The organism is Bergeyella anatis (assembly GCF_036016955.1).
Taxonomy (GTDB): domain Bacteria; phylum Bacteroidota; class Bacteroidia; order Flavobacteriales; family Weeksellaceae; genus JAYWXI01.
The window spans coordinates 118,344-144,091 of the sequence record NZ_JAYWXI010000003.1 but is presented as its reverse complement, the minus strand read 5'-3'; the positions used below and the strand labels follow the sequence as shown (position 1 = coordinate 144,091).

The window sequence follows — 25,748 nt, the reverse complement described above, 5'->3', positions numbered from 1 at the left end:
AAAAATAAAAAAAATATTTGCAGGGAATGGTTAATCGTTGTATATTTGCACCACTTAAAAACAAGGACGTTTTTAGGAGAGATGGCAGAGTGGTCGATTGCGGCGGTCTTGAAAACCGTTGACTGTAACAGGTCCGGGGGTTCGAATCCCTCTCTCTCCGCAAAAATCCCTACAAGTATTAACTTGTAGGGATTTTTCTTTTGCTTAAGGTATCCGTAGACGAGTAGATCGTAAAAAGACTCTAATGCTTTTCTGATAAAAAAACAACGCTTTCCATAGCTTCAATATTTTTTCAAACGATTCAAGATTAAAATTAATCTCAAGCCCAAAATCCCGCAATCAAAAAGAAAATTAATTTCGGATTAAGTAGGATTTAGAGCATAACTTCCACCTCGTTCATTCGATCTAAATTAGAACTTCGTTTACCCATTATTAAATTCTTTGGATTCTTTTTTGCAAAAAAATGAGGCTCCTAAAAAAGAATGATTGTTTTTTTTTTAATTTTACTTATTTTTGTTTTAAACCATAAAGTTAAAAACACTTATGAAGCGTAATCATTTTCTCAAAACGTGGATATCAGCTTTTGCGTTCGTATTGACTGGTCAATCTTATGCACAAAAAGCCCTGATAAACAAAATCACCTTTTTGCAAGATGACCGTTCTTTCGCCGTGGAAGAAAACTCCGGGACGGTATTCTTAGAGCGAAAACCATTCAAGATAAGATACTTCGGACAAATATACACCCCTGCAAAGCAAAAATTTTACGCAACTCAAGTTGCTGTTTTAGAAAACAAAGAAAACACTTTACCATTAGGTCAATCCGTAGAAGCGACTTCTTACTTTGCTCCAGGAACCGGAATGGCTCCGGGGGAAAACGAGAGATACGATACCGTTTACATCACCAACTCGGGGCATCATTACTTGCTCTACGAAAACGAAAAGGAGAAAAGGGTAGATTTGGTTTCTAAATCCAAGGGCGGATGCGAATTTGAATGGAACATCGCCGGTGCGTTTTATCAGGATCAAGACGTCCCATTTTCGGAATTGCCTCTTTCTTCGTTGTATTTTATGATTTTTACCGATCAGAATTTAAACGGAGTAATCGATCACGGAGAACTAAAAACCATCAATGTCGTATTCCAATAAACTAATTCGCAGAAAAGCCCCGAAAGAAAAAGTCCAAAAGAACGACCAGTCCTTTTTAATTCTCGACGCTTTGAGGTAACTTCTGTTTATTTTTTGAAAATTTATTGAAGTTCAATGCCTAAACTATGAGTAATTTTCCGCAATGGAATGATTTGTTGTTACTAAATCAACCTTTAGGACTTATTTGCATCATAAAATCATCATCCCCACCTCTAGGTGGGGATGATTGGTCTTTTTTAGGCCATTTTTTTAGAATCTTCAATAAACTGGGCAAGCCCTTTGTCGGTCAGCGGGTGAGAAAGCAAACTCAACAGGGGAGCCAATGGGGAAGTAATGACGTCAGCCCCGATTTTGGCGCAGTTGATGATATGCATCGAATGACGAATGGAAGCCGCTAAAATTTGGGTTTCGTAGCCGTAATTGTCATAAATGGTACGGATTTCGTCAATCAAGCCGAGGCCGTCGGTTGAAATATCATCCAAACGCCCTAAAAACGGAGAAACATAGGTTGCTCCGGCCTTAGCAGCCAAAAGCGCCTGTCCTGCCGAAAAAATCAGGGTGCAATTGGTTTTAATTCCCTTATCGGAAAAATACTTCAATGCTTTTACACCGTCTTTTGTCATCGGAATTTTCACCACAATATTGGGATGGATGGCAGCCAAGGCTTCGCCTTCCTTTATCATTTCTTCGTAGGTGGTGGAAAGCACTTCGGCCGAAATGGCTCCGTCAACGATTTCGCAGATGGTTTTGTAGTGGTTCATGATGGCTTCCGATCCGCTAATGCCTTCTTTGGCCATAAGGGAAGGGTTAGTGGTTACGCCGTCCAAGATACCAAGGTCTTGCGCTTCTTTAATTTGCTCCAAATTGGCGGTGTCGATAAAAAATTTCATTGGAATGATTTTAATTTTAACAAAGATAAAAAATATATCGTCAAAAGATTAGAGTTTCAGGATCTTCTTCGTTTTGTTGCAATAGGGCGTTTTAACGTTTATCAGATACACTCCGCTTTTCAGCGAACTCACGTCCAAAGTTTGAGAGTTAGGCATTCGGATGTCGGAAACCCTCCGCCCGCTGGTGTCATACACGGTAATGGATTCGCCTTTCATAGGGACAATAACGGTGGTGTAATCCTTCGTTTGGGTAGGGTAAACAGTAATGGCTTCACAGTCTGAGGACAATCCGTCCATGGTTTGGTATCCCGTAGCCACAACGCTGTATTTGGAAGAGGTTGTACTACGGCCTTCGGCATCAACCAACTGCCCTTTATGGGTAATTTCGACACGGTATTTTCGTCCTACAAACGGTTGATCAACAACAACCTGTTCCACATTATCAACAGTATTGTCCCCTTTGGTGGCTTCAGCCAAAGGATCTTCCAAAGAGAGTTTCCAGGGGTAATACACCGCTCCGGTAACCGTATCGATAAGTCTTAAATCCAAATCGTTGACCAATCGGGAAGCAGTATTATTTTGCAAATCTTCGGACGTCGTAAACGGAACGGCAGCAGGATCTACCCAACTGATGGTTACTTTAAGCGGAGAGGTTCCCGCAAGAATTTCAAAATTATCCGTTTGCCCATTGCCAAGCGTCCGTTGTTCAAAAATGGAATTTCCCGCTTTTTTTCCGATGAGAACCTCTGCCGCTTTCCTTGCATCGGCCAATCCCCAACCGTACCATACATCGGGACCGGTATTGCCAGCATCATTGGCTGTGTGGAGCAAGAGGGCTTTCATTTCGTCGGCTTGGAATACGAAAGCGTCATTGCCCGATATTTGCCGTTGAACCTGCGTTAGAGCCCCTGCAATTCCGGAAACAACCGCTGCGGAAAGAGAAGTTCCGCTGTCTGTAGAATAGCTGTTTATCGAATTTTCCGATGCATAAGACGGTGCATAGAGATTTTGTCCCACGGCAACCAAATCGGGCTTCACCGCTCCATCTTTTCTGGGGCCTGCAGTGCTGTTTGCCCAACGGGTTACGTCGGTGCTTTGCGTATAGGTATTATTTTCGGTGGTGATTTGATTCGCTGCTCCCACGGTGATGATGTTTTTAGCCAATGCTCCCCAGCCGATACAGTAAGAACCTTTACTGCAATTCGCAGGAGGAATTTCTTCCCCCGAAGCAAAAGGAACATAGTTGCCCGTGGCATTGTCTATTCTGTATTTTGTTTCGCCCGAAGAAGGAGCAAGGCCGTAATAATTTCCGCTCGATTTTATTACGATGTGATTGGGATTGGCATACACGATTTTGTCGTAGTTGGCGTCCAATTCATGATAGCTTCCGCTGTAGGTGTCTTGTTTTGTTTTTTTGTAAAGTTCGTAGTCGCCATACCAATACCAGGCATTACCGCTTTTGGACCATCCTAAATTGGTACCGTAGCTGTGATTGCTGATATTAGCGTCCGAAGCAGCTTCGAGTTTTTGATAGTTGGTCCCCAGCCGGGTATTTCCAAACGAATAGTTTTGAAAAACAACATTGGTAAGAACTCCCTTGGCTGTAGAGATCATTCCTTTGGCTCCGATAAGACCAGCCACGATGGTCGAGTGCGGGCTATATGTCATGGGATCGGTTTCCATAAATGCAATTCGGGAAGGGTCTGCAAATTCCTTATGTTTTTCAAAAATCGCTCCCGTATCCATGATGAGAATTCGCACGCCGGCTCCGTCGATCGGTGAAGAAAGCCCGGCTAAAGTCCCATTTTGGAGTAACGGAAGATTGGAAGCCGTATTGGCTTGGACATCTTCGGAGGTCCACAGTAACGGCGCTCCATTTACAAATGTGGCCAAACGCTGAGTTAGGATTTTCAACGAGTCGGTATCGGGAGCTCGGCGGGTGTTTTGATTCAGGTATACCGATAGCTTTTGCAGATTGTCTTGGTATTGGCGTTCAAACGCTCTATGGAGAGGGCTCTGCTTTTGGGCTTGAACATGGCACGAAAGTCCCAATCCCAAAAAAGCCAGCAGGGTGTTTTTCATTCGGAAAATTTTTGCAAATATATTAACTTTTCGCAAGGTGCTTTCTATCAAACCCTTTGAAAAACCAAAGGCAAACCGACTTTTTTCTTAAAAAAAATTACTCTATTTTTACCGAAAATATTACCCTCTATGTATTTAGTTTTTGATACGGAAACCACCGGATTACCTAATAATTTCAACGCCCCGATCACCGACAGCGACAACTGGCCGAGAATGGTTCAGATTGCATGGCAACTGCATGACGAGAATGGAGATTTGGTGGAAAATCAAGACTATATCATAAAACCAGAGGGGTACGACATTCCCTTCAACGCCTCTCGGATTCACGGGATCACTACCAAGCTTGCTCATGAAGAAGGGCGTGATTTGGCCGAAGTTTTGGCGGAGTTCAACCAAGCGCTTCAAAAAGCAAAATTCGGGGTTGGCCAAAACGTGGAATTCGATTACAAAATCATCGGTGCGGAGTTCCACAGAAAAGGCATCGAAAACCAACTTCAGGAACTTCCTAAAGCCGACACGATGCTTTTTGGCACCGATTTTTGTCAGCTTCCGGGCGGAAAAGCCGGTCGCTACAAGTCCCCCAAATTGGAAGAAATTTACGAGAAACTTTATGGGCATAAATTCGATGAAGCTCACAATGCGGCAGCAGACGTTAACGCCACGGCTCAGGTGTTTTTCGAAATGCTCAGGATTGGGGTTATCGAAGCGTCGGATTTAGGGGTTGATTCGGCAATGATCCAAGCGTTCCGAGAACGTCATCCGAATCCGATTCGTCCGTTTGGAATCGTAATCCGCCGCCAAGTGGAAGCCTCCAAAAAGAAAAAGAAAGTGGATTTCGGCGAAGTGGCCGAAGTGGATTTGGGAAAATATTTTAACTTTCACAATCACAGTATTTATTCCTCCCTGCAAGCCTCTTCCTCTTTGTCCGATTTGGTAAAAAAAGCTTTAAAGAATAATTTTCCGGCGGTGGGAATGGTGGATTTGGGCAATATGATGGGAGCGTTCAAATTTGTATCCGAAGTCGAAAAAGCCAATTCTGGGCTAAAAAAAGAAAAAGAAAACTACCTTTTGAAAAAAAAGGAAGCCGAAGACAAGGGCGAGCCTTTTTCCGAGCCGGAACCCGCCCCGCTTTTAATTCCGGTTTTGGGTTGTGAGTTTTACATTTCCGATCGTCCGGAACAGAAGCAATTCACCAAAGACGATCCCGACCGCCGAACCAACGTCGTTCTTTTGGCCAAGAACTTCAACGGGTATAAAAATTTGGCCAAACTATCGAGTTTGGGGTATGTCAACGGTTTTTATTTCGGAGTCCCACGGATTTCCAGAGCGATGATTGCCGAATACAAAGAGGATGTGATCGCTTTAACATCAGGGACTTACGGAGATATTCCCAACACCATATTGGAGCTGGGGGAGCAAAAAGGAGAAGAACTGTTCCGCTGGTGGAAGGACACCTTTGGCGACGATTTTTACGTTCAAATCCAAAATCACAACGTGGATGAAGAGGACTACGTTAACGAAGTTTTATTGGGGTTTGCGGATAAATACGAAGTTAAAATTTTAGCCCAAAACGAAACGTTTTACACCGAAAAATCGGACGCGAACATTCAGGACATTTTGTATTGCATTAAGGATGGCGAAAAACTTTCTACTCCCGTAGGGAAAGGCTTTGGAAAACGCCGTGGGCTTCCGACCAAAGAATATTACATTAAGGACGAAGCGGAACTAAAGCACTGTTTCCGTCATTACCCCGACGCTTTTGAAAGCTACGAATCCTTTTTGGCCAAATTCGAGCCTTACACCCTCAAGAGGGACGTTCTGTTGCCAAAATTTGACATCCCTGAGGAGTTTCAAAGTGCGGAAGATTTGCAAGACGGGGGAAAAAGGGGAGAAAACGCCTACCTGAGGCATTTAACCTACGAAGGAGCCAAAGCCAAATACGATGAAATTACCCCGGAAATTGCCGAACGTTTAGACTTTGAATTGGAGGTGATTGCCAACACGGGGTATCCGGGGTACTTTCTCATCGTGCAAGACTTTTGCAACGAAGCCCGTAAAATGGGGGTTTCAGTAGGGCCGGGGCGGGGTTCTGCGGCGGGCTCTGCGGTAGCTTATTGCATCGGGATTACCAATGTGGATCCCATCAAGTACGATTTGCTTTTTGAGAGGTTTCTTAATCCTGAACGGATATCCATGCCCGATATTGATATCGATTTTGACGACGAAGGCCGGGACAGAGTCATCAAATGGGTGGTGGAAAAATACGGAAAAACCAATGTGGCTCAGATTATCACTTATTCGGTTCTTGGAGGAAAATCGGCAATTAAAGACGCGGGAAGGGTTTTGGACGTCCCCATTCCCGACACCAACAATATTGCCAAATTGGTTCCGGCCACTCCGGGAATGAATATCGCCAAGGCTTTCTCCAAATACGATAAACTCGCACCGGAAGACAAAGTGCTTGTAGACGAGATGAAACTGATTCTCGAAGATAAAAACGACGCCCGTCACGGGGTTTTGGCTTCGGCACAAAAAATGGAAGGAGCCATCCGAAACACGGGAATCCATGCCTGCGGGGTAATTATTACACCGGAAGACATCTCTAACTTGGTCCCCATTACCATTGCGGCAAAGGATGCGGATATTATCGTTTCGCAATTCGACAACTCCGTGGCGGAGAGTGCAGGACTGCTCAAAATGGACTTTTTGGGGCTTCGGACTCTTACTATCATTAAGGATGCTGTCAAATTGGTTAAGGCTAACCATGGCATCGACATCATTACCGACGACATTCCTTTGGATGACGAGAAAACCTACCAGCTGTTTCAGGAAGGGCGCACCGTAGGGATTTTCCAGTACGAAAGCCCCGGAATGCAAAAATACATGCGCGAACTAAAGCCCACGGTTTTTGCCGACCTTATTGCGATGAACGCCTTGTACCGCCCCGGACCGATTAAATACATCCCGAACTTCATCAACCGTAAGCATGGCGTGGAAGAAATTGTCTACGACTTGCCCGAAAACGAAGAATACCTTTCCGAAACTTACGGGATTACCGTTTATCAGGAACAAGTGATGCTTTTATCCCAAAAGCTGGCTAATTTTACGAAAGGGGAAGCCGATACGCTGAGAAAAGCGATGGGAAAAAAGCAGAAAGACGTTTTGGACAAGATGTATCCGAAGTTCATCGAAGGCGGCAAAAAAAACAACCTCAATGAAGAAAAACTCAACAAAATATGGAAGGACTGGGAGGCTTTTGCCGAATACGCTTTTAATAAATCCCATTCCACGTGTTATGCTCTGATTGCTTACCATACGGCGTATTTGAAAGCCAACTATCCTGCGGAATACATGGCCAGCGTCATGACCCACAACTTGAACAACACCAAACAAATTACCCTATTCATGGAAGACTGCAAGGCGATGGGGGTGGATGTTTTGGGACCTGATGTCAATGAAAGCCAGTACGAATTTGCCGTGAACGATAAAGGCCAGATTCGTTTCGGTTTGGGGGCGATAAAGGGCATTGGAGAAGGCCCCAGCGAGGCGATTGTGGCCGCTCGCAAGCAAGGTCGTTTTTCCAATGTTTACGAGTTTTTCGAGCGAATTCCTGCGGGACAGATTAACAAGCGGGTAGTGGAAAGTTTGGTGGTGGCCGGGGCATTTGACGAAATCGACACTTTTCACCGGGCACAATATTTCGATATGGATGCCTCCGGAAAAACCAATATCGAAAGACTTTTACGCTATGGTCAAAGTTTTCAGGAGAACAAAAACGAGGTTGAAAATTCCTTATTTGCCGATTTTGCCGAAGAAGTTCAGGTGGAACAACCCAAGATGAACGCCGCTCCGGAATGGCCTAACATGCATAAGCTCAATAAAGAAAAAGAAATCATCGGGTTCTATCTTTCGGCTCATCCTTTGGACGAGTTCAAGTACCAATACCAGTTCATTCAGGGAATTTTATCCCGAAAGGCCATTTTGGAAGGAAAACAAGAAGACGAAATCCCCGTGGAATCTCCAGTAGTTCCCTTGGACGAGGAGGACGATCTAACGGAGGGGGTTTTAGACTTGGAAATGGACGAAGACGGCGAATTCATCGAGGAAGAACCCGTGAAAAACGTAGAAGCCAAAGGCGGTTTCAATTTCTTGAATTTGGATGAAATCGATGCTTTTCGGGATAAAAACTACGGTCCCGAACAAATCCGTCTTTTCGAGGAAATCAAGGACTACAAGGAAAAACAGAAATACAATGCCAATGCCAAAGAATACATGGTGGCGGGGCTGATTACCGAATATTCGGTTCGGGACGGGCGCAACAGCGGAGAAAAAGTGGCTTTTGTTACTTTGGAGGACTATAGCGGCAGTTATTCTTTCCGTCTCGGCGATCGGGATTATCTGCGGCTTCGGGATAAACTGGATGTTCAGCGTTTTGTCATTTTGAAGATTAAATTTTCCATTGCCAAGGACGGACGGGTGTTTGTGAATGTTAATGACGTGATTGAACTAAAAGAAGCTCTTGAAAAATTTGCCAAGAGCATGACGGTCGTGATGGATTTGGAAGATTTACGGAAGGAAGACTTGGATTTTTTCAGAACGATACTCAAGGAGAACGAAGGGGAGCAGAAGCTGCAGTTTTACATCCGAAATCCGGAGGACAACAGTCATATCGAACTGCATTCCATGCGGAGCCAAGTGCGACTGAATCATCATCTCATCGAACTCTTTATGGTTGAAAATCAGTACCGTATTTTCTTAAACTAAAAAAGACCTTTTTTAAATATTTAAAAAATTAATTTATGAAAACCATCACTTTATTTGCGGGAGCGGCTTACGGATTGCTTTCGGTTATTTTAGGAGCGTTTGGAGCGCATGCTTTCAAAAAAATTCTTTCGGTAGAGCGTTTGGAAAGCTTTGAAACCGGTGTACGTTATCAGATGTACGCGGCTTTTTTTCTACTTTTGGTGGGGTGGATTCTAAAATTTGAAACCGGAACGGAAAAAGCGGTGGCTTGGTTAATGATTTTAGGCACGTTTTTATTTTCTTTCAGTATTTATTTCCTTTCTTTTCAGGACTATTGGGGGGTTAACCTGAGGTTTTTGGGGCCGGTAACACCTTTGGGCGGGCTTTTGATGATTGGTTCCTGGACTCTGCTGGCGATTTACTTCCTCAAAGCGAAGTTCTGAGGATTGCGAATATTAAATTGGTCCGAAATGAATATTTCAAAAAACAATCTCTACAAAAGAATCCCCAAAAAGTTATTATTCACGGCTTTATTTATCGGTTTATTTTTAACCGTTGGTCGATTATTTTGCAGGGTTTATGTTCATGACGAATTCGGAGACAGGAGTTTTTCATCAAATCCAAACCCACTTGGAAATGGCAATTTACTTCTCCTCAAGGGATGTCGGATACCAAATACGAAGATTTAAGTCCGGAACAAAAAGATAAACAAAACGATTTTAACACTTATATAAGCCCACAAAATTAGTTAAGAATCTACTGCGAAAATCGCTTAATCCTAAACATGAATTTTGAAAATCCTCTTTTTCTCCTGCCTGTTTTAGTCGGCCCCATTTTTATGGTTTCGGGGCTGTTATTGTTGAAGTTTCCGCCCAAAAAAATTAATTCGCTGTACGGCTATCGAAGTAAAAGCGCTATGAAGGACCTGGAACGTTGGCGTTTTGCCCAACGCTATGCCGGAAAGGTTACGACCTGGTCGGGATTAGCTTATACTTCGACTTCGTTGGTTGGAGCCTATACGGAAGGCCATGAAATCATTTGCCTCGCCGTTGCTTTGGGTTTGCTGATTGCACTGTGCGGAAGTATTTTTTACCTCACCGAAAGAAAATTGAAAGAACGATTTAAATAAAACCAAGCGACGTTTTCAGCGGAAAAAGGGTTTATTTTGATCGAATTCAATAGAGTCGGAAGGGTAAATTTCTTACTTAAAAGGTTCTTTTTGTGAGGTCTCGGTGTTTTTTTGGAGACTATTTTTTTATTCAATATCTTTAAGACCCGAAAACGATTGGATTTTAAAATTCTATTAACCCACTCTAAAAAATTATTGAATTCATTAAAAATGACTTTTCAAGAACAGATCAGGCAAGGGATTCCGGCGGTGTTGCCGGCTCCTAAGCCGTACGAACCTCAAATCAACCATGCGCCGAAACGCAAGGCCATTTTATCCGAAGAAGAAAAAAAGCTGGCTTTACGCAATGCACTGCGTTACTTTGACCCGAAATTTCACGCTGAACTTTTACCGGAATTCGCTCAGGAACTGGAAACCTACGGACGGATTTACATGTACCGATTCCGTCCGGATTACGAAATGAAGGCGCGTCCCATTTCCGAATACCCCGGGAAATCCGAGCAGGCGAAAGCAATTATGCTGATGATTCAGAATAATTTGGATTATGCGGTGGCGCAGCATCCCCACGAGTTGATTACCTACGGGGGCAACGGCGCGGTTTTCCAAAACTGGGCGCAGTATTTGCTTACCATGCAATACCTTTCCGAAATGACGGACGAGCAGACTTTGGTGATGTATTCGGGGCATCCGCTGGGGCTTTTTCCTTCACACAAGGAGGCGCCTCGGGTGGTGGTTACCAACGGGATGGTCATTCCGAATTATTCCAAGCCTGATGATTGGGAAAAATTTAATGCTTTAGGGGTTTCCCAATACGGGCAGATGACGGCGGGCAGCTATATGTATATTGGGCCTCAGGGGATTGTCCACGGGACCACCATCACGGTACTCAATGCCTTCCGAAAAATCAAGAAAACGCCGAAAGGAGGGCTTTTTGTCACTTCGGGGTTGGGCGGAATGTCGGGTGCTCAGCCTAAAGCAGGAAATATCGCAGGATGCGTTACCGTTTGTGCGGAGGTAAACCCGAAAATCACTAAAATTCGACACGACCAAAAGTGGATTGACGAAATCCACGAAGACTTAGACGCCTTGGTGGAAAGAGTAAAGAAGGCTCAACAAAACCAAGAAACGGTTTCTTTGGCTTACCTCGGCAATGTGGTGGAAGTATGGGAAAAATTCAATGAAGTCGGTTTGAAAATCGACGTGGGATCGGATCAGACTTCGCTTCATAACCCTTGGGCTGGCGGGTATTATCCGGTAGGTCTTTCGTTTGACGAAGCCAATAAAATGATGGCCGAAACACCGGAATTATTTAAAGAAAAAGTGCAAGAGAGCCTTCGAAGACATGCGGCAGCCATCAACAAACATACAGCTAAAGGCACTTATTTCTTTGATTACGGAAATGCTTTTTTATTGGAGGCCAGTCGTGCCGGTGCCGATGTAATGGCTGAAAACCCGACTTTAGGGCGGGAGTTCAAATACCCCAGTTACGTTCAGGACATTATGGGGCCGATGTGCTTCGATTACGGTTTCGGGCCGTTCCGATGGGTCTGCACCAGCGGCAATCCCGACGATTTAAAACGGACGGACGATCTTGCCACAGCGGTTTTAAACGAAATCATGCAAAAAGCTCCCGAAGAAATCCGCCAGCAGATGGCGGATAACATCCAATGGATTAAAGGGGCTCAAGAAAACAATTTGGTGGTCGGAAGTCAAGCGAGAATTCTGTATGCAGATGCGGAAGGCCGAATGAAAATTGCCGAGGCCTTTAACCAAGCAATTCGGAAGGGAGAAATCGGTCCGGTAGTTTTAGGTCGGGATCACCACGACGTTTCCGGCACGGATTCGCCTTACCGGGAAACTTCCAATATCTACGACGGCTCGCGGTTCACGGCAGATATGGCCATCCATAACGTGATAGGCGATAGTTTCCGGGGCGCCACGTGGGTTTCCATCCATAATGGCGGAGGCGTTGGCTGGGGCGAGGTTATCAACGGCGGGTTCGGCTTGTTGCTCGACGGTACGGAGGAAGCCGACCGAAGACTTAAATCCATGCTGTTTTGGGACGTCAACAACGGAATTTCCCGAAGAAGCTGGGCAAGAAACGAAGGAGCTATTTTTGCCATCAAACGGGCAATGGAGGTTGAACCGAATCTCAAAGTAACCTTACCGCATTTCGTGGACGAAACTTTGCTATAAGGGTTATAAAATTTAATCTGATGGCATAAAACAAAACCTCGGCATCAAATGATGCCGAGGTTTTTAACTTTTTTTATTTTTTTTCTAAAAACCGCAGGATTATTCGTTATGGAGAAAGGCTTTCTTTTCCAAGAGTTTCTCTTCGGACTCCACGTGGTCGTCATCGGGAACGCAGCAGTCCACAGGACAAACGGCCGCGCATTGAGGCTCTTCGTGAAACCCTTTACACTCCGTACACTTATCGGTAACGATAAAGTAGAAATCATCACTTACAGGTTCTTGAGGAGCATCTGCATCAAGGGTAAGCCCCGAAGTGAGTGTTACCATTCCTTTCAGGCTGGTTCCGTCCGAAGCCTTCCAGTCCACCGCTCCTTCGTATATCGCATTATTGGGGCATTCCGGTTCACAAGCGCCGCAATTGATGCATTCGTCTGTTATTTTAATGGCCATTGCTGATTTTTATTTTTAAATTTGCACAAAATTACTAAAAATATACCAATTTCTACGCAGCCTATGAATACGGAAAAAAAAATTGGAGGATTAGTCGCCCTGGGAGAATTTATCCAATGTTTTTTTGAAACCAACCCTCCCTATGATCGAGAAGATTTCCGTCTTTTGGCCGAAGCCATACACCAATCCGAGATTGAAAACTCTTGGTTTACTTACGATAACCAAAAGTTTGCTCTTTTGCAGTGGGCCAGGCAGCTCACCCTTTCCAATATTACCCGCTGGCTGGAAGCCTATACTCCCGCAAAGACGCCGAAAAAGGTAGGACTCATTCTTGCAGGAAACATCCCTTTGGTCGGGTTTCACGATGTTGTCTGCGTTTTGCTCAGCGGCCATATTCCTCTGATTAAACTTTCGTCCAAAGACAAGCGGATGATACCGCTTTTACTGGCATTGTGGCAGCGTTTTTCAGAAAGCAATTTTCACTACGAAATAGTAGAAAAGCTGGAAGGGCAGCAGGCGGTGATTGCTACAGGAAGCAACAACACTGCGAAATATTTGGACTATTACTTTAAAAAATACAAAAACATCATCCGGAAAAACCGAACTTCCGTAGGAATTCTGAGTGGTAAAGAAACCTCAGAAGATTTACAGCGTTTAGGCGAAGATGTTTTCCGTTATTTTGGTCTGGGATGCCGAAACGTAAGCCGCCTTTGGATTCCGCAAGACTATCCCTTGGATCCTATTTTCGAAAATTTTATCGGCTACGGGGAGGTCATCAACCATCACTCCTACGCCAACAATTACGATTATAATAAAGCGGTTTACCTTCTAAACCAAGAGAAATTTTGGGATAACAATTTTGTCATGCTGAAAGAAGATCCGGCACTTTTCAGCCCGCTTTCGGTTCTTCATTTCACCCGTTATTCCGATCTCTCCCAAGTGCATGATTTTCTCGATAACCATCAAGAAGAAATCCAATGCGTGGTAGCCCATCCTTCGTTGGAGTTGAAGGCGCTAAAATTTGGCGAGGCTCAAAGTCCCTCCCTTGACACTTATGCCGACAATATCGACACTATGGCTTTTCTTCAAGCCTTGTAGGACTTATAAACGTATTTTTTTCGGATTCAGTAAGGTTTCAAAAACCATGACCTGATCGCCAAATTCAGAGGCTATACGTTCCGTGATATTAACCAGTTCACTTTCGATGAACTGGTTTCTGATTTGTTCACTATCAAAAACCAATAATAAATTCATGTTTTTTCCTTCGGTAATCATCTCGCTATAAACCTCCGAAAGAATGTATTTATCCACATCCATAAGATTATCCACCAAAACCAACAGTTCGGTTTCGGCGTAATTTTCCCATCGGGACAAAATTTCCGGCATGGCATGAAAGGTCAGGCTAAGAATACGCTCCATTTTTAATAAAAGTTTATGTGCAGATTATGAAAAAAGCGGAGCAAAAATCGGTATTTTTTCGTAAATTAGCCCGTTATTATTTTTGTAAATTTCAAAAAAAGAAACAAAGCTTCTTATAGCTTTGAAAATCATTTTATTACTATAATATGAATAAAGAAGGAGAAAGGTTAATACCGATTAACATTGTGGATGAGATGAAATCCTCCTACATCGACTATTCGATGTCCGTAATTGTATCCAGGGCCCTTCCGGATGTAAGGGACGGGCTTAAACCGGTTCACCGACGGGTGCTTTACGGGATGTACGGCTTGGGGGTTTTCTCTAACCGAAAGTACCTGAAATCCGCAAGGATTGTAGGGGATGTCCTCGGTAAGTATCACCCTCATGGGGATTATTCCGTTTATGCTGCGATGGTACGTATGGCGCAGCCTTGGAGTTTGCGCTACACTCAGGTGGACGGCCAGGGGAACTTTGGTTCCATGGATGGGGATCCGCCAGCGGCAATGCGTTATACCGAAGCCCGGCTAAAGAAAATTTCGGATGAAATTTTGGCCGATTTGGATAAAGACACCGTAGATTTTCAAAACAACTTTGACGACAGTCTTCAGGAGCCCAAAGTGCTCCCGACACGAATTCCGAACCTTTTGGTTAACGGGACCTCTGGTATTGCGGTAGGGATGGCTACCAACATGGCACCGCACAATCTTTCGGAAGCCGTGGATGGGATTTGCGCCTACATCGATAATCGGGAGATTACCATTGATGAACTCATGCAGCATATCGTGGCCCCTGATTTTCCTACGGGCGGCATCATCTACGGTTATGAAGGCGTGAGGGATGCTTTCCATACGGGAAGAGGCCGCATCGTGATTCGGGCAAAAGTCAATTTTGAAGAAATAGGCAACCGAAACGCCATCGTCGTGACGGAAATTCCGTATCAGGTTAATAAAGCCGAAATGATTGTGCGCACCTCGGAATTGATTAAGGAAGATAAAATCCAGGGGATTCACGAGATCAGGGACGAATCGGATCGACGGGGAATGCGAATCGTTTACGAACTGAAAAACGATGCCATACCGAACGTTGTGCTTAATCTGCTTTACAAATACACCGCACTTCAGACGTCCTTTAGCGTCAATAATATTGCATTGGTGCAGGGGCGTCCGCAGCAGCTTAACCTTAAAGACATCATTCAACATTTCGTAGAGCACCGCCACGAGGTGGTCATCCGAAGAACGGAATACGAACTGAAAAAAGCGCAAGAAAGAGCTCATATTTTGGAGGGTTTCATGAAGGTCATCGCCACTCAGGACACCTTAGACAAAGCCATTTCCATCATACGGAACAGCACGACACCCCAACACGCCAAAGAAGGCCTAATAGAGGCTTTTGAGCTTTCCGATATTCAGGCGCAAGCCATTTTGGATCTCCGATTGGCAAGGCTTACGGGAATGGAACTCGATAAAATCCGTGCCGAATACGAAGAAATCATGGCCTTGATAAAAGATCTGGAAGATATTCTTGCCAATGAAAGCCGTAGATACGAGATCATTAAGAACGAAATGCTGGAGATCAAAGAGAAATACGGCGACGAAAGACGAACTGAGATTGATTATGCCGGAGGTAACATGTCCATCGAAGATTTTATTCCCAACGAGACGGTGGTGGTTACCATTTCTCATGCGGGCTACATCAAGCGGACGTTACTTTCCGAATACCGCATCCAAAGCCGCGGCGGCGTAGGAAACAAAGCCGCTACCACAAGGGACGAGGATTTCTTGGAATATATTGTCTCGGCAACCAACCACCAATATATGCTTTTCTTTACGGAAAAAGGAAAATGCTATTGGTTAAGGGTTTTCGAAATTCCCGAAGGATCGCGTACAGCGAAGGGACGAGCCATTCAGAATCTCATCAATATCGAAGCGGATGACAAGGTCAAAGCCTATATCCGTACCAACGATTTGAAGGACGAAGAATACATTAATCAGATGTATGTGGTAATGATCACCAAGAACGGAACCGTGAAGAAAACGTCTTTGGAAGCCTACTCCCGTCCGAGAACCAACGGTATCAATGCCATTGAAATTCGGGAGGACGACCAGCTTCTCGGTGCAAGACTTACCGATGGAAATTCTCAAATTATGATTGCCACCAAAAACGGTAAATGCATCCGCTTCCCGGAAGAAAAAGCAAGAGCCGTCGGACGTGGTTCAATTGGGGTACGCGGAATCGCCTTAGAAGACCAAGACGAAGTAATTGGTATGATTGTTGTGAATGATGTACAGAACGAAAGTGTTTTGGTTGTTTCCGAAAAAGGCTACGGCAAACGTTCGGCGGTGGAGGATTACAGGGAAACCAACCGCGGCGGTAAAGGAGTTATCACCCTGAACATCACAGAAAAGACAGGGAACTTGATTGCCATTCAAAATGTAACCGATGGAGACGGTCTGATGATCATCAACAAATCGGGCGTAGCGATTCGCATGGGCGTAGACGAACTTCGGATTATGGGTAGAAACACCCAAGGGGTAAGGCTCATCAACCTTAAAAACAATGACGAAATCGCCGCCATCGCCAAGGTGGAAATGGATAAAGAAGTGGAAGGTGACGAGGAGGAAACCGAACACCCAGAGGGACACGTCAATAGTGACCTTCCCGAGACGGTATCCACTCCGCAAACCGGAGACAATGCCTACACCAACACCGGAGATGAGGACGAACTCCGAAAAATAGAGGAGGAGGAAGCGGAGGAAAACGGCGAAGACTTGTAATGCCGTAAACCTCCTCTGAAAATAAAAGTAATTTTAACCTCAATTTATAATAAAAACGTATAAAAATGAGAAAACTAGTATTAAGCTTAGCAATGGTAACCGTTACTTTTGCTTTTGCCCAAAAAAAAGAAATAGCTTCAGCCGTAAAAGCGGTAGAGTCTGGGGATCACGCCACGGCAACGGCCCAAGTGGCTGCCGCGGAATCGGCCTTTGGAGGACAAACTCACTTGCTTGAACCAGCGCTCTTGGAACAGTATTATTACGCTAAAGGATTAGCCTTAATCAAGGCGGGAAAAACATCGGAAGGCGCTTCTGTTCTTTCCAAAATAAGCGATCTTGCAAGTTCTAAAATCTACACGGGTAAGGACGGTAAGACTAAAGTTTATTTCGTTGGAAAAGCGGCAGCAGATGCTTCGGGAATTTCCGGTTTAAAAGAAGAAAGCTACACGCCTTCGCTTACGCCAAAAGTAATTTCAGCCGTTAACCCTTTGGTTCAAAATGCAAATAAAGCGGCTGTTGATGCCTACAATGCGAAAAATTATGCCGTAGCAGGACCAAAATTCAGAGAGGTTTACAACCTGCTGAAGGCTGCCGGTCAGAACAACAAACAATACCTTTATTACTCTGCCATTACCTACGCGCTAGGAAATGACAAAGCCAAAGCCATCGAAACCTACAACGAATTAATCGACTCGGGGTATACCGGAGTGGAAACCAAATATTTGGCTAAAAACAAAAAAACAGGGCAGATGGAAGAGTTGGAAAAAAGCGCTTGGGATCTCATGAAAAAAGCAGGGGCTACCGGCGATTACACCGACTTTAAAACCGAAACCTCCAAGAGTGTAGAGTTGGAAATTTACGAAACCAACGTAGGACTTATGATGGAATCGGAAAAATACACCGAAGCCATTGCGTTGGCCAATAAAGGGCTTGAGAAATTCCCTGCAAGCACCCGCTTGTCCGAACTTCGAGGGCTGGCTTACTACAAGTCCGGAAAAACCGAAGAGTTTGTGGCCAGCTTGAAAGAACAAGTTGCCAAAAATCCTAACGACCGAGACAGCTGGTACAACCTTGGGGTATTGGCAAGTAAAGATCCTTCCAAATACAGCGAAGCCGAAGGTTATTTCAAAAAAGCGTTGGAAATAGACCCTAAATATGCTTTAGCTTACCAAAACCTGACTTACATGGCCATGGATTTGGACAACGACCAAAAGCATATCGACAAATACAACGAACTCCGAAAGGCAGGAAAGGCCGACGAAGCCAATAAAATCATCGAAGCCAGACGAGCTCGGTTTGCAAAAGCATTGCCTTATGCAGAAAAATGGTACGAAGCCGACCCTAAAAACGTTGATGCGGTTTCTTTGCTAAAAAGCTTGTATCAATCAACAAACAACGAAGCCAAAGCTAAAGAATTCAGAGAGAAAGAGGCTGCTATGAAAAAATAACCTTACTCTGAAAAGTGTATTAAATCCGGCAATCTTTTTTAAAGATGAGCCGGATTTTAATTTATATTACGTAGTCTAAAAAACCGCGGTAATCAGTATCTTTGAAAAAAATCTTTCATGATAGATCTTCCGGGAAAAGCAATTTACGATTATTGGTTCGATCAATCCCGTACGCCACTTTTTGTTCATGATACATTCGGCCCCAAGGTCGAAATGCCAGTATCTCTCTATTTTCGTCAGCGGAACCAAATGCCTCTTTTGGAAAAAAAGGCACTGAGGTTTTGCCAAGGAAAAATATTGGACATTGGAGCAGGTGCAGGCTCTCACGCGCTGGAACTGCAAAAGGAGAACAAAGAAGTTTCCGCTCTGGAATTATCCCCTTCAGCGTGTGAAGTAATGAAAAACAGAGGGGTAAAGAGAGTGATTTGCAATGATATTTTTAACTTTTCTGGCGAAACGTTCGACACCTTACTCCTTTTAATGAACGGCATCGGTCTTTGCTCCGATTTGGATGGTTTTGCTTCGTTTTTGGATCACGCCCAAAAACTATTATCTCCGGAAGGCGAACTGGTTTTTGACTCTTGCGATATTTCCTACATGTTTCAGGAACAGGAAAAACCCGAAGATTATTACTATGGTGAGGTTAGCTATCGTTACCAGTATGGATCATTATTTACCGATTGGTTTCAATGGCTTTATCTGGATAAAGCAACAATGCAAGCGATTTCATCCGCCAAAGGATGGAAAATCAAACATTTAGTCGAAGATCAAAACCACCAATATTTAGTAAGCCTTTACCGATAAACGCTTTCTTTTATTGAATTAATTCTAAAAATTTAAAGAGCCCTGTCATGCTTGACAAGGCTCTGTTTTTTGTTTTTATTCAAATTTCATTGAAATAGGAAACCTAAAATAGCTTCTCACGCTTTGACCGTCGATTTTTGCAGGAGTCCACGTTCCTTTAATTTTTCGGATTGTACGTTCGGCTTCTCGATTAAATGCCTCGTCCGGACCTTCGGCTTTTACGGAGGAAATACGCCCGTCTTTTTCCACCACAAAAATAATCGTGGTTTTAAGAACCTCTCCCGAACCTGAGAATGCCGAAACATCAAAACCATTCATCACCCGATTTCGGAATAAATCAATCCCACCCTTATAGGCGGCTTCCACATCAACCTTAGTATAGAGATTGTCGTCTGCAGGAGCCGGAGCCGGAGGAGTGGCCGTAGGAACCACGGGAAGATCCGAAATTCCTGGGGTAACGATAGGCGAGTGGCTGGAAGAAGGCTTTTCGACACCTTCCTGATTTTCTAAACCGGCCACCGCTTTGTCGTAATCGGAAGTTTTAGCTGAAGGCTGCTCCACCTTGTTAACGGTTTTCGTAGGAGTGGGCACCGTAGAATTAAAAACCTTCCGGCTTTCTTGCTTTTGCGGAGCCGTCGCAGGCGGCGGAAGAATAACCTTATCAATCAAATCAATCTGATGGAGATCGTGATTTCCCGATAAATCGGGAGTTGCCAAACTTGTCGGGGTTTTAAGTTGATTGTAAACAAAGGGAATTGCCGCAGCGGAAACAAACAAAGCCACCCCAAAAAACATGGATTTAGCCATGATATTCTCCGAATCCCGCCTTATGGCATACGCTCCATACCTTTTGTTTCGTCCTTCAAAGACAATGTCGTCAAGATTAAAATCCGAATTTCTAAACCAGTTTCTCATCATTTGTTTGTTTTTTAGTTATTTTAATTTAAAATAAAAATTTATTTAACAATAAAAATAAAATTATTATAAAATTTCAATTATTTAAAATCAATAATCTTGCCAAAAACAAACTCAAATAGACAAAAGCATAAAAATATCTTAATAAATAAAAATAATAAAATTTAAAAAAGCCTCATCCCAAAGGAACAAGACTTATAAAAATCATTGTAAAAAGCGTTAAAAAAGCTCTTTTCTGATAATATTCTGACTTCGCTCAGGACCAACCGAAACCAAATAAACATTAATCCCCAAATATTTCTCTATAAATTCGATGTATTTTTTTGCATTAACCGGAAGTTCGTCATAGCTTCTCACTTTTGTAATATCTTCGTCCCATCCTTCCAATTCTTCATAAATAGGTTCATACTTGTAAAGCTTTGTGGTCGAAGAGGTGAAATAATCAATGATTTTCCCGTCTTCCGTTTTGTATTTGGTTACGATTTTCAGCGGTTTGATTCCGGTAAGCACATCCAGTTTTGTAATCACAAGATTATTAATCCCGTTAATCATGCACGCGTGCTTCAAAGAAACCAAATCCAACCATCCCGTACGTCTCGGACGCCCCGTCGTTGCTCCAAATTCGTGCCCCACTTTACGGATGTGTTCGCCCAAATCGTCATGAAGCTCCGATGGAAAAGGCCCATTCCCCACACGCGTGGTATACGCCTTAGACACTCCGATGAGATTCTCCAACGCCGTGGGAGGAACCCCAGCCCCCGCACAAACGCCCCCCGTAGAAGGCGAAGAGGACGTTACAAAAGGATAAGTCCCGAAATCAATATCCAACATCAAAGCCTGCGCTCCCTCAAAAAGAACGTTTTTCCCAGCCTTAATCGCTTCGTTCAACTCCAATTCCGTATCCACGATGCGGTGCTGAAGTTGCTTACCAATCTCTAAAAACTCATTGTAAATTTCATCGATATCCAAAGTAGGCTTCCCGAAATATTTTTCGAAAAGTGCATTTTTTACCCGAAGGTTTTTCTCTATTTTTTCTCTCAAGACCTCCGGATTCAGAAGATCGACCATTCGGATTCCCACCCGTGCGATTTTGTCTTCATAACAAGGACCAATGCCTTTTTTGGTAGTCCCGATTTCCGTCCCTCCGGCCTCTTCCTCCCGATAAGTATCCAGCAAAATATGGTAAGGCATAATCACATGCGCCCGTCTGGAAATGAAAATATGATCGGTTTTCATGCCTTTCGCCTCAATTTGACTGATTTCTTTGATGAAAGACTTGGGATTTACCACCACTCCGTTGGCTATCACACATTTTCCTTTGCATTGCAATACTCCGGAAGGAAGAAGATGCAATACAAATTTTTCATCTCCGACATAAACCGTATGACCAGCATTATCGCCTCCCTGAAACCGAACCACATAGTCCGATTTAGCCGATAAAACATCCGTAATTTTCCCCTTGCCTTCATCACCATACTGAAGACCGACTACCACATAAGTTGACATAAATTTACTTTTATTTAGATTCGCACAAATTTAGTCTTATTAAAAAAAATAAGCAAAATTTGCCCGCCTTAATTTGTGCCCTAATCCTCCCGAAAACCAAAACCGAGTAAAAGAAATGAAAATTTAGCCGTTTTTTATCTAAATTTAGCATGAAAATACCGTAATTTGGTTTTATTTTTGCTGCGAAAAAGTGCGATGAGGAAATATCTACTACCGATTGTATTATTGAGTGCCGGAGCAGCCGTGGTTTACGGTTGCGCCTCTGCCTATTCAACAACCCGTCGCATTGCGACAGGAAATGCCCTGAATATCGAAAATCCTCAAAAAATCGTTTGTTTTAATCCGGAAATTTTGCCCGATGTGGAAGAGGTAAAACAGCTCTCGTACCAAACGTTCTTCGGAGAGGTGAGCAATAAAATCAGCCGGTACAACCACCTCAAAATGCTCCGCGTGGAAACACCTTTCTCTTACGATCACATCGACTCCGACCTGATGAGGGAAATTTGTAAAAACAATGAAGCCAAGTTCGCTATCGTTCCCAAAATCAAATACTTTAAGGTCGGTATCGGCAAATACGTTTTCTCCAATCAGGTGGTGGTTAGCATGAAAGTTTACGACGCTCAAGGGCAACTGCTTTCAGAAACCAGCCACGACACCTACCGCAAAAACAAAAAGATACTGGGGAGCACGGAAAACTTCATCAAAACAGGAACAGAAGGCGTTATGAACGACATTCTGAAAACCATCAAACAAAATCTTAAAAAAACAACCGGAGAACCGACTGCAAATTCTTCGCTGTCTTTGAATTCCAACCCGCTCACGCCTTAATCCAACTTTCCGTCGACTCGGAGCCGAACGACTTTCCAATATTTTTTGTAAGTTAGCTTCCCAAGAAAGAAGCCAATCCTGCCAATGTGCATTTAAGAATAATTATACGCTCATTGGTTAGCATCCTCTTTTGGCTATAAATCACGGATTAAGAAAATAATTTTATTGTATGAAAAAGTTGTATGTAAGTTTTTTTTTAATTTCATGGTCGTTATGTTCGGCCAATCCGCCACTTTGGCTTAGAAACCCCTCCATCTCTCCGGACGGAAAACAAGTGGCTTTTACCTACATGGGAGATATTTATACCGTCCCAACGCAGGGGGGAACAGCAACGAGACTCACCACACACCCGGCCTACGACTCCGATCCGGTATGGTCTCCGGACGGCCGCTATATTGCTTTCAGCAGCGATAGAGAGAACGGCTTCCAACGCCTGTTTCTCATGCCTTCCCAAGGAGGAGAAGCCAAACAAATCACCTTCCATTCTCAATCTTCCACACCTTTGGCTTTTTCAAAAGACGGGAAGCACATCGTTTATGCCGCCAACCTTCAAAATGCACCTCAGAACATAGCCTTTCCGAGCGCTTTGCCGCAGCTTTATCAGATTCCGGTGGAAGGCGGGATTCCTCAAAGAATATTCAATGCGCCGACTAAAGCAATCGCTCTGACTTCGGACGGCAAAGAAATGTACTACGAAAACATCAAAGGAAACGAAAATCAATGGAGAAAACACCATACGTCTTCCGTTACACGAGATATTTGGAAATACGATTTCAAAAAAAAGAAACACGAAAAAATCATCGATTGGAAAGGTGAGGACCGCAACCCCGTATTGAGCACCGATGGAAAAACCCTTTATTTTTTAAGTGAACGGGCCGGCAGCTTCAATGTTTTTAAGGCTTCGACACAATCTCCTTCCAAAGCCGAGCAATTAACGTTTCACAAGGAATTTCCCGTGCGTTTTCTTTCCGTAGCCAATAACGGAACCATCGTTTACGGCTACGACGGCGAACTTTACCTTTTAGAACAAGGTCTTCCCTCCAAAAAAATTGACGTTCGCATTATCAGCGACGCCGTTGCCGGTCGAAATAAAACCATGAATTTCCAATCCGGTGCAACATCTACAGCCGTTTCTCCGGACGGAAAACAAATCGCTATGGTTATCCGCGGGGAAGTTTTCGTAAACTCCACCGATTACACCACCACCAAGCAAATTACCAAAACCGCAGCCGCAGAACAGGGAGTCAGCTTTTCCGCCGACGGTAGAAACTTGGTTTACGCCAGCTATCGGGACGGTTACTGGGATTTGTACCGAGCTTCCATCCCACGAAAAGAAGACCCCAATTTTTCAAATGCCACCCTTATTTCGGAAGAGAAATTAATTCCCGGAGATGCTTCGGAAAAAATGCATCCTAAATTTTCGCCCGACGGAAAAGAAATTGCTTTCGTTCAGAACCGCAGCACCATCTCCATTTATGACTTGGAAACCAAAAAAGTCCGCACCATAACCGACGCCAAGTATCAAACCGAACGCAGTGGCTATATCGGGTACGAATGGTCCCCCGATGGCAAATGGTTAGTGGTGCAGTACACCGCCAGAAATCGGGAGCCGTATTCCGATATTGGGATCATCAGCACCGAAGGAGGAAAGCCTATTGTCAACCTTACCGATTCGGGGTACTTTGATACCAATCCCAGTTGGGCTTTGGACGGAAACGCCATCACTTGGAAATCCGAACGCTACGGTATGCGCAATCACGCCTCTTGGGGATCGATGAGCGACCAAATGATCGTCTTTCTCAACAGAGAAGCTTACGACAAATACCTGATGAGCAAAGAAGAATACGAATTGCTAAACCAAACTCCAAAAAAAGAAAATACCGAAGAAGAGAAAACTGAGAAAAACACTACGGAAGCTCAAAAATCAAATCCCAAAAAAGAAAAGAAACCTTCCGAAATCAAAATAGAGTGGGACAACCTCGAAAACCGAATTGTCAGGCTGACGCCTAACTCTTCCAATTTGGGTGACGCCATTATCAGCAAAGACGGCAAAAAACTATACTATCTGTCCGCTTTTGAAAAAGGCTATGATTTATGGGTGCACGATTTGCGCGAGCGTTCGACCAAACTACTCTCGAAACTGGGCGGTGCATCGGCTTCACTGGTATCCGACAAAGAAGGCAAAAAGATTTTTCTTCTCGGAGGTTCCAAAATGAAACTCATGGAACTGCCTTCCGAAAAAATCAAAGATCTTAACTTTTCCGCCAGCATGAAGCTCGACGAAGCAAAAGAAAGAGAATTCATGTTCGACATGGTCAAAAAGGAAACCAAAGAAAGATTCTACGTTAAAGACATGCACGGTGTTGATTGGGAAAAACTAACCGAACAATACCGTAAATACCTTCCCCACATCAATAACAACTACGATTTTTCGGAAATGCTCAGCGAATTACTCGGCGAACTCAACGTTTCTCATACCGGATCGGGCTATCGCTCGCCTTCCGAAAGTTCGGCCTCTACCGCTCAACTTGGGGTTTTCTTCACTCCGGTCGAAGAAGGCCTTTTAATCGAAGAAATTCCGGCGCGAAGCCCGTTCAACCATTACCGTTCAAAAGCCAAAAAAGGACATATCATCGAGAAAATAGACGGGGAAAAACTTTCGTCCAAAAACGATTTTTATCCTTATTTAGAAGGAAAAGCGGGAAAAAAACTTTTAATTTCGATTTACGACCCTCAATCAGGACAACGCTGGGATGAAGAAATCAAAGGAATGACCCTCTCGCAGTGGAACGAAGCACTATACCAACGCTGGATCCAACAAAGAGCTGCCGACGTGGAAAAATGGTCAGAGGGCAGATTAGGATACGTCCATATCCGATCCATGGGGGACGGCAGCTTCAGAGAAGCCTACTCCGACGTTTTAGGTAAATACAACGATAAAGAGGGGATCGTCATCGACATCCGAAACAACGGAGGAGGACGCCTCCATGAAGACATTGAAGTATTTTTCAGTGCAAAAAAATACCTCACCCAAAAAGTTCAAGGAAAAAAATACGGTGTAATGCCCAGCCGCCGCTGGACCAAACCGTCCATCATGGTCATCAACGAGGCAGATTATTCCAACGCTCACGGGACCCCTTGGGTCTACCAGCATTTGGGATTAGGCAGACTGGTGGGCGCTCCCGTCCCCGGAACCATGACTTCGGTCAATTGGGTTACCCTTCAGGACCCTTCCCTGTATTTTGGAATTCCTGTCGTGGGATACGAAAAAGCCGATAGCACGTATTTGGAGAATTATGAACTCCAGCCCGATGTGGAAGTCTATTTGGATCCTGAAAAAGCCGATCAAGGGGAAGACAATCAGCTGAAACGAGCCGTTGAAGAACTTCTTAAGGACCTTTAATTCTAAAAATAGCCA

17 protein-coding genes and 1 tRNA gene are annotated in these 25,748 nt (G+C 44.0%); 12 read left to right on the top strand and 6 right to left on the bottom strand.

Annotated features, from left to right (window positions below):
- The first annotated feature begins 75 nt into the window (after window positions 1-75).
- Together VQ048_RS03320 and VQ048_RS03315 are read left to right on the top strand one after the other, a co-directional pair.
- A tRNA-Ser gene (locus tag VQ048_RS03320) sits at window positions 76-160 on the top strand.
- Window positions 161-543: 383 nt separating this feature from the next.
- Window positions 544-1,146 (top strand): hypothetical protein, encoded by a 603-nt coding sequence (locus VQ048_RS03315; RefSeq protein ID WP_327610265.1) that lies wholly within the window; start codon window positions 544-546, stop codon window positions 1,144-1,146.
- A gap of 236 nt (window positions 1,147-1,382) precedes the next feature.
- Here VQ048_RS03315 and fsa read toward each other — a convergent pair whose 3' ends face one another.
- Window positions 1,383-2,036: a fructose-6-phosphate aldolase gene (gene fsa, locus VQ048_RS03310; RefSeq protein WP_327610264.1), complete on the bottom strand. Its 654-nt coding sequence runs from the start codon at window positions 2,034-2,036 to the stop codon at window positions 1,383-1,385.
- 48 nt (window positions 2,037-2,084) lie between these two features.
- A complete protein-coding gene (locus VQ048_RS03305; protein ID WP_327610263.1) occupies window positions 2,085-4,118 on the bottom strand; it encodes a S8 family peptidase in 2,034 nt (677 codons plus the stop codon).
- Between the two features lie 129 nt (window positions 4,119-4,247).
- On the opposite strand from VQ048_RS03305, the gene dnaE reads away from it, so the two are divergent.
- The 4 genes from dnaE to hutU all read left to right on the top strand — a co-directional run bounded on the left by dnaE (window position 4,248) and on the right by hutU (window position 12,186).
- The gene (gene dnaE / locus VQ048_RS03300) at window positions 4,248-8,882 is read left to right on the top strand and encodes a DNA polymerase III subunit alpha (RefSeq protein WP_327610262.1); all 4,635 of its coding nucleotides are present in this window, start codon (window positions 4,248-4,250) and stop codon (window positions 8,880-8,882) included.
- A gap of 35 nt (window positions 8,883-8,917) precedes the next feature.
- Window positions 8,918-9,304: a DUF423 domain-containing protein gene (locus VQ048_RS03295; RefSeq protein WP_327610261.1), complete on the top strand. Its 387-nt coding sequence runs from the start codon at window positions 8,918-8,920 to the stop codon at window positions 9,302-9,304.
- 341 nt (window positions 9,305-9,645) lie between these two features.
- Entirely contained in the window at window positions 9,646-9,990 is a 345-nt protein-coding gene (locus VQ048_RS03290) for an SdpI family protein (RefSeq protein WP_327610260.1), read from the top strand.
- Between the two features lie 210 nt (window positions 9,991-10,200).
- On the top strand, window positions 10,201-12,186 hold the full coding sequence (hutU, locus tag VQ048_RS03285; protein WP_327610259.1) for a urocanate hydratase: 1,986 nt from the start codon (window positions 10,201-10,203) through the stop codon (window positions 12,184-12,186).
- Between the two features lie 99 nt (window positions 12,187-12,285).
- Here hutU and VQ048_RS03280 read toward each other — a convergent pair whose 3' ends face one another.
- Window positions 12,286-12,636 carry a 4Fe-4S binding protein gene (locus tag VQ048_RS03280; RefSeq protein ID WP_327610258.1) on the bottom strand — a complete coding sequence of 117 codons (351 nt, stop codon included), beginning with the start codon at window positions 12,634-12,636 and terminating at the stop codon, window positions 12,286-12,288.
- A gap of 63 nt (window positions 12,637-12,699) precedes the next feature.
- Here VQ048_RS03280 and VQ048_RS03275 point away from each other — a divergent pair, with 63 nt between their 5' ends.
- The gene (locus VQ048_RS03275) at window positions 12,700-13,734 is read left to right on the top strand and encodes an acyl-CoA reductase (protein WP_327610257.1); all 1,035 of its coding nucleotides are present in this window, start codon (window positions 12,700-12,702) and stop codon (window positions 13,732-13,734) included.
- Window positions 13,735-13,737: 3 nt separating this feature from the next.
- Here the strand turns inward: VQ048_RS03275 and VQ048_RS03270 are convergent, their stop codons facing one another.
- On the bottom strand, window positions 13,738-14,055 hold the full coding sequence (locus tag VQ048_RS03270; protein WP_327610256.1) for a DUF4286 family protein: 318 nt from the start codon (window positions 14,053-14,055) through the stop codon (window positions 13,738-13,740).
- A gap of 146 nt (window positions 14,056-14,201) precedes the next feature.
- On the opposite strand from VQ048_RS03270, the gene gyrA reads away from it, so the two are divergent.
- From gyrA to VQ048_RS03255, 3 genes are all read left to right on the top strand, one after another.
- The gene (gene gyrA / locus VQ048_RS03265; protein WP_327610255.1) at window positions 14,202-16,829 is read left to right on the top strand and encodes a DNA gyrase subunit A; all 2,628 of its coding nucleotides are present in this window, start codon (window positions 14,202-14,204) and stop codon (window positions 16,827-16,829) included.
- 65 nt (window positions 16,830-16,894) lie between these two features.
- Window positions 16,895-18,277: a tetratricopeptide repeat protein gene (locus VQ048_RS03260; RefSeq protein WP_327610254.1), complete on the top strand. Its 1,383-nt coding sequence runs from the start codon at window positions 16,895-16,897 to the stop codon at window positions 18,275-18,277.
- Window positions 18,278-18,394: 117 nt separating this feature from the next.
- A complete protein-coding gene (locus VQ048_RS03255; RefSeq protein WP_327610253.1) occupies window positions 18,395-19,081 on the top strand; it encodes a class I SAM-dependent methyltransferase in 687 nt (228 codons plus the stop codon).
- 75 nt (window positions 19,082-19,156) lie between these two features.
- On the opposite strand, the gene VQ048_RS03250 is transcribed toward VQ048_RS03255, so the two are convergent.
- Together VQ048_RS03250 and VQ048_RS03245 are read right to left on the bottom strand one after the other, a co-directional pair.
- Window positions 19,157-19,999, bottom strand: coding sequence for an energy transducer TonB (locus VQ048_RS03250; RefSeq protein WP_327610252.1), 843 nt, complete (start codon window positions 19,997-19,999; stop codon window positions 19,157-19,159).
- A 216-nt stretch (window positions 20,000-20,215) separates the two neighbouring features.
- The gene (locus VQ048_RS03245) at window positions 20,216-21,502 is read right to left on the bottom strand and encodes an adenylosuccinate synthase (protein WP_327610251.1); all 1,287 of its coding nucleotides are present in this window, start codon (window positions 21,500-21,502) and stop codon (window positions 20,216-20,218) included.
- Between the two features lie 195 nt (window positions 21,503-21,697).
- On the opposite strand from VQ048_RS03245, the gene VQ048_RS03240 reads away from it, so the two are divergent.
- The gene (locus VQ048_RS03240; protein ID WP_327610250.1) at window positions 21,698-22,330 is read left to right on the top strand and encodes a pyruvate decarboxylase; all 633 of its coding nucleotides are present in this window, start codon (window positions 21,698-21,700) and stop codon (window positions 22,328-22,330) included.
- Window positions 22,331-22,499: 169 nt separating this feature from the next.
- Window positions 22,500-25,733 (top strand): S41 family peptidase, encoded by a 3,234-nt coding sequence (locus tag VQ048_RS03235; RefSeq protein WP_327610249.1) that lies wholly within the window; start codon window positions 22,500-22,502, stop codon window positions 25,731-25,733.
- Window positions 25,734-25,748 lie beyond the last annotated feature (15 nt).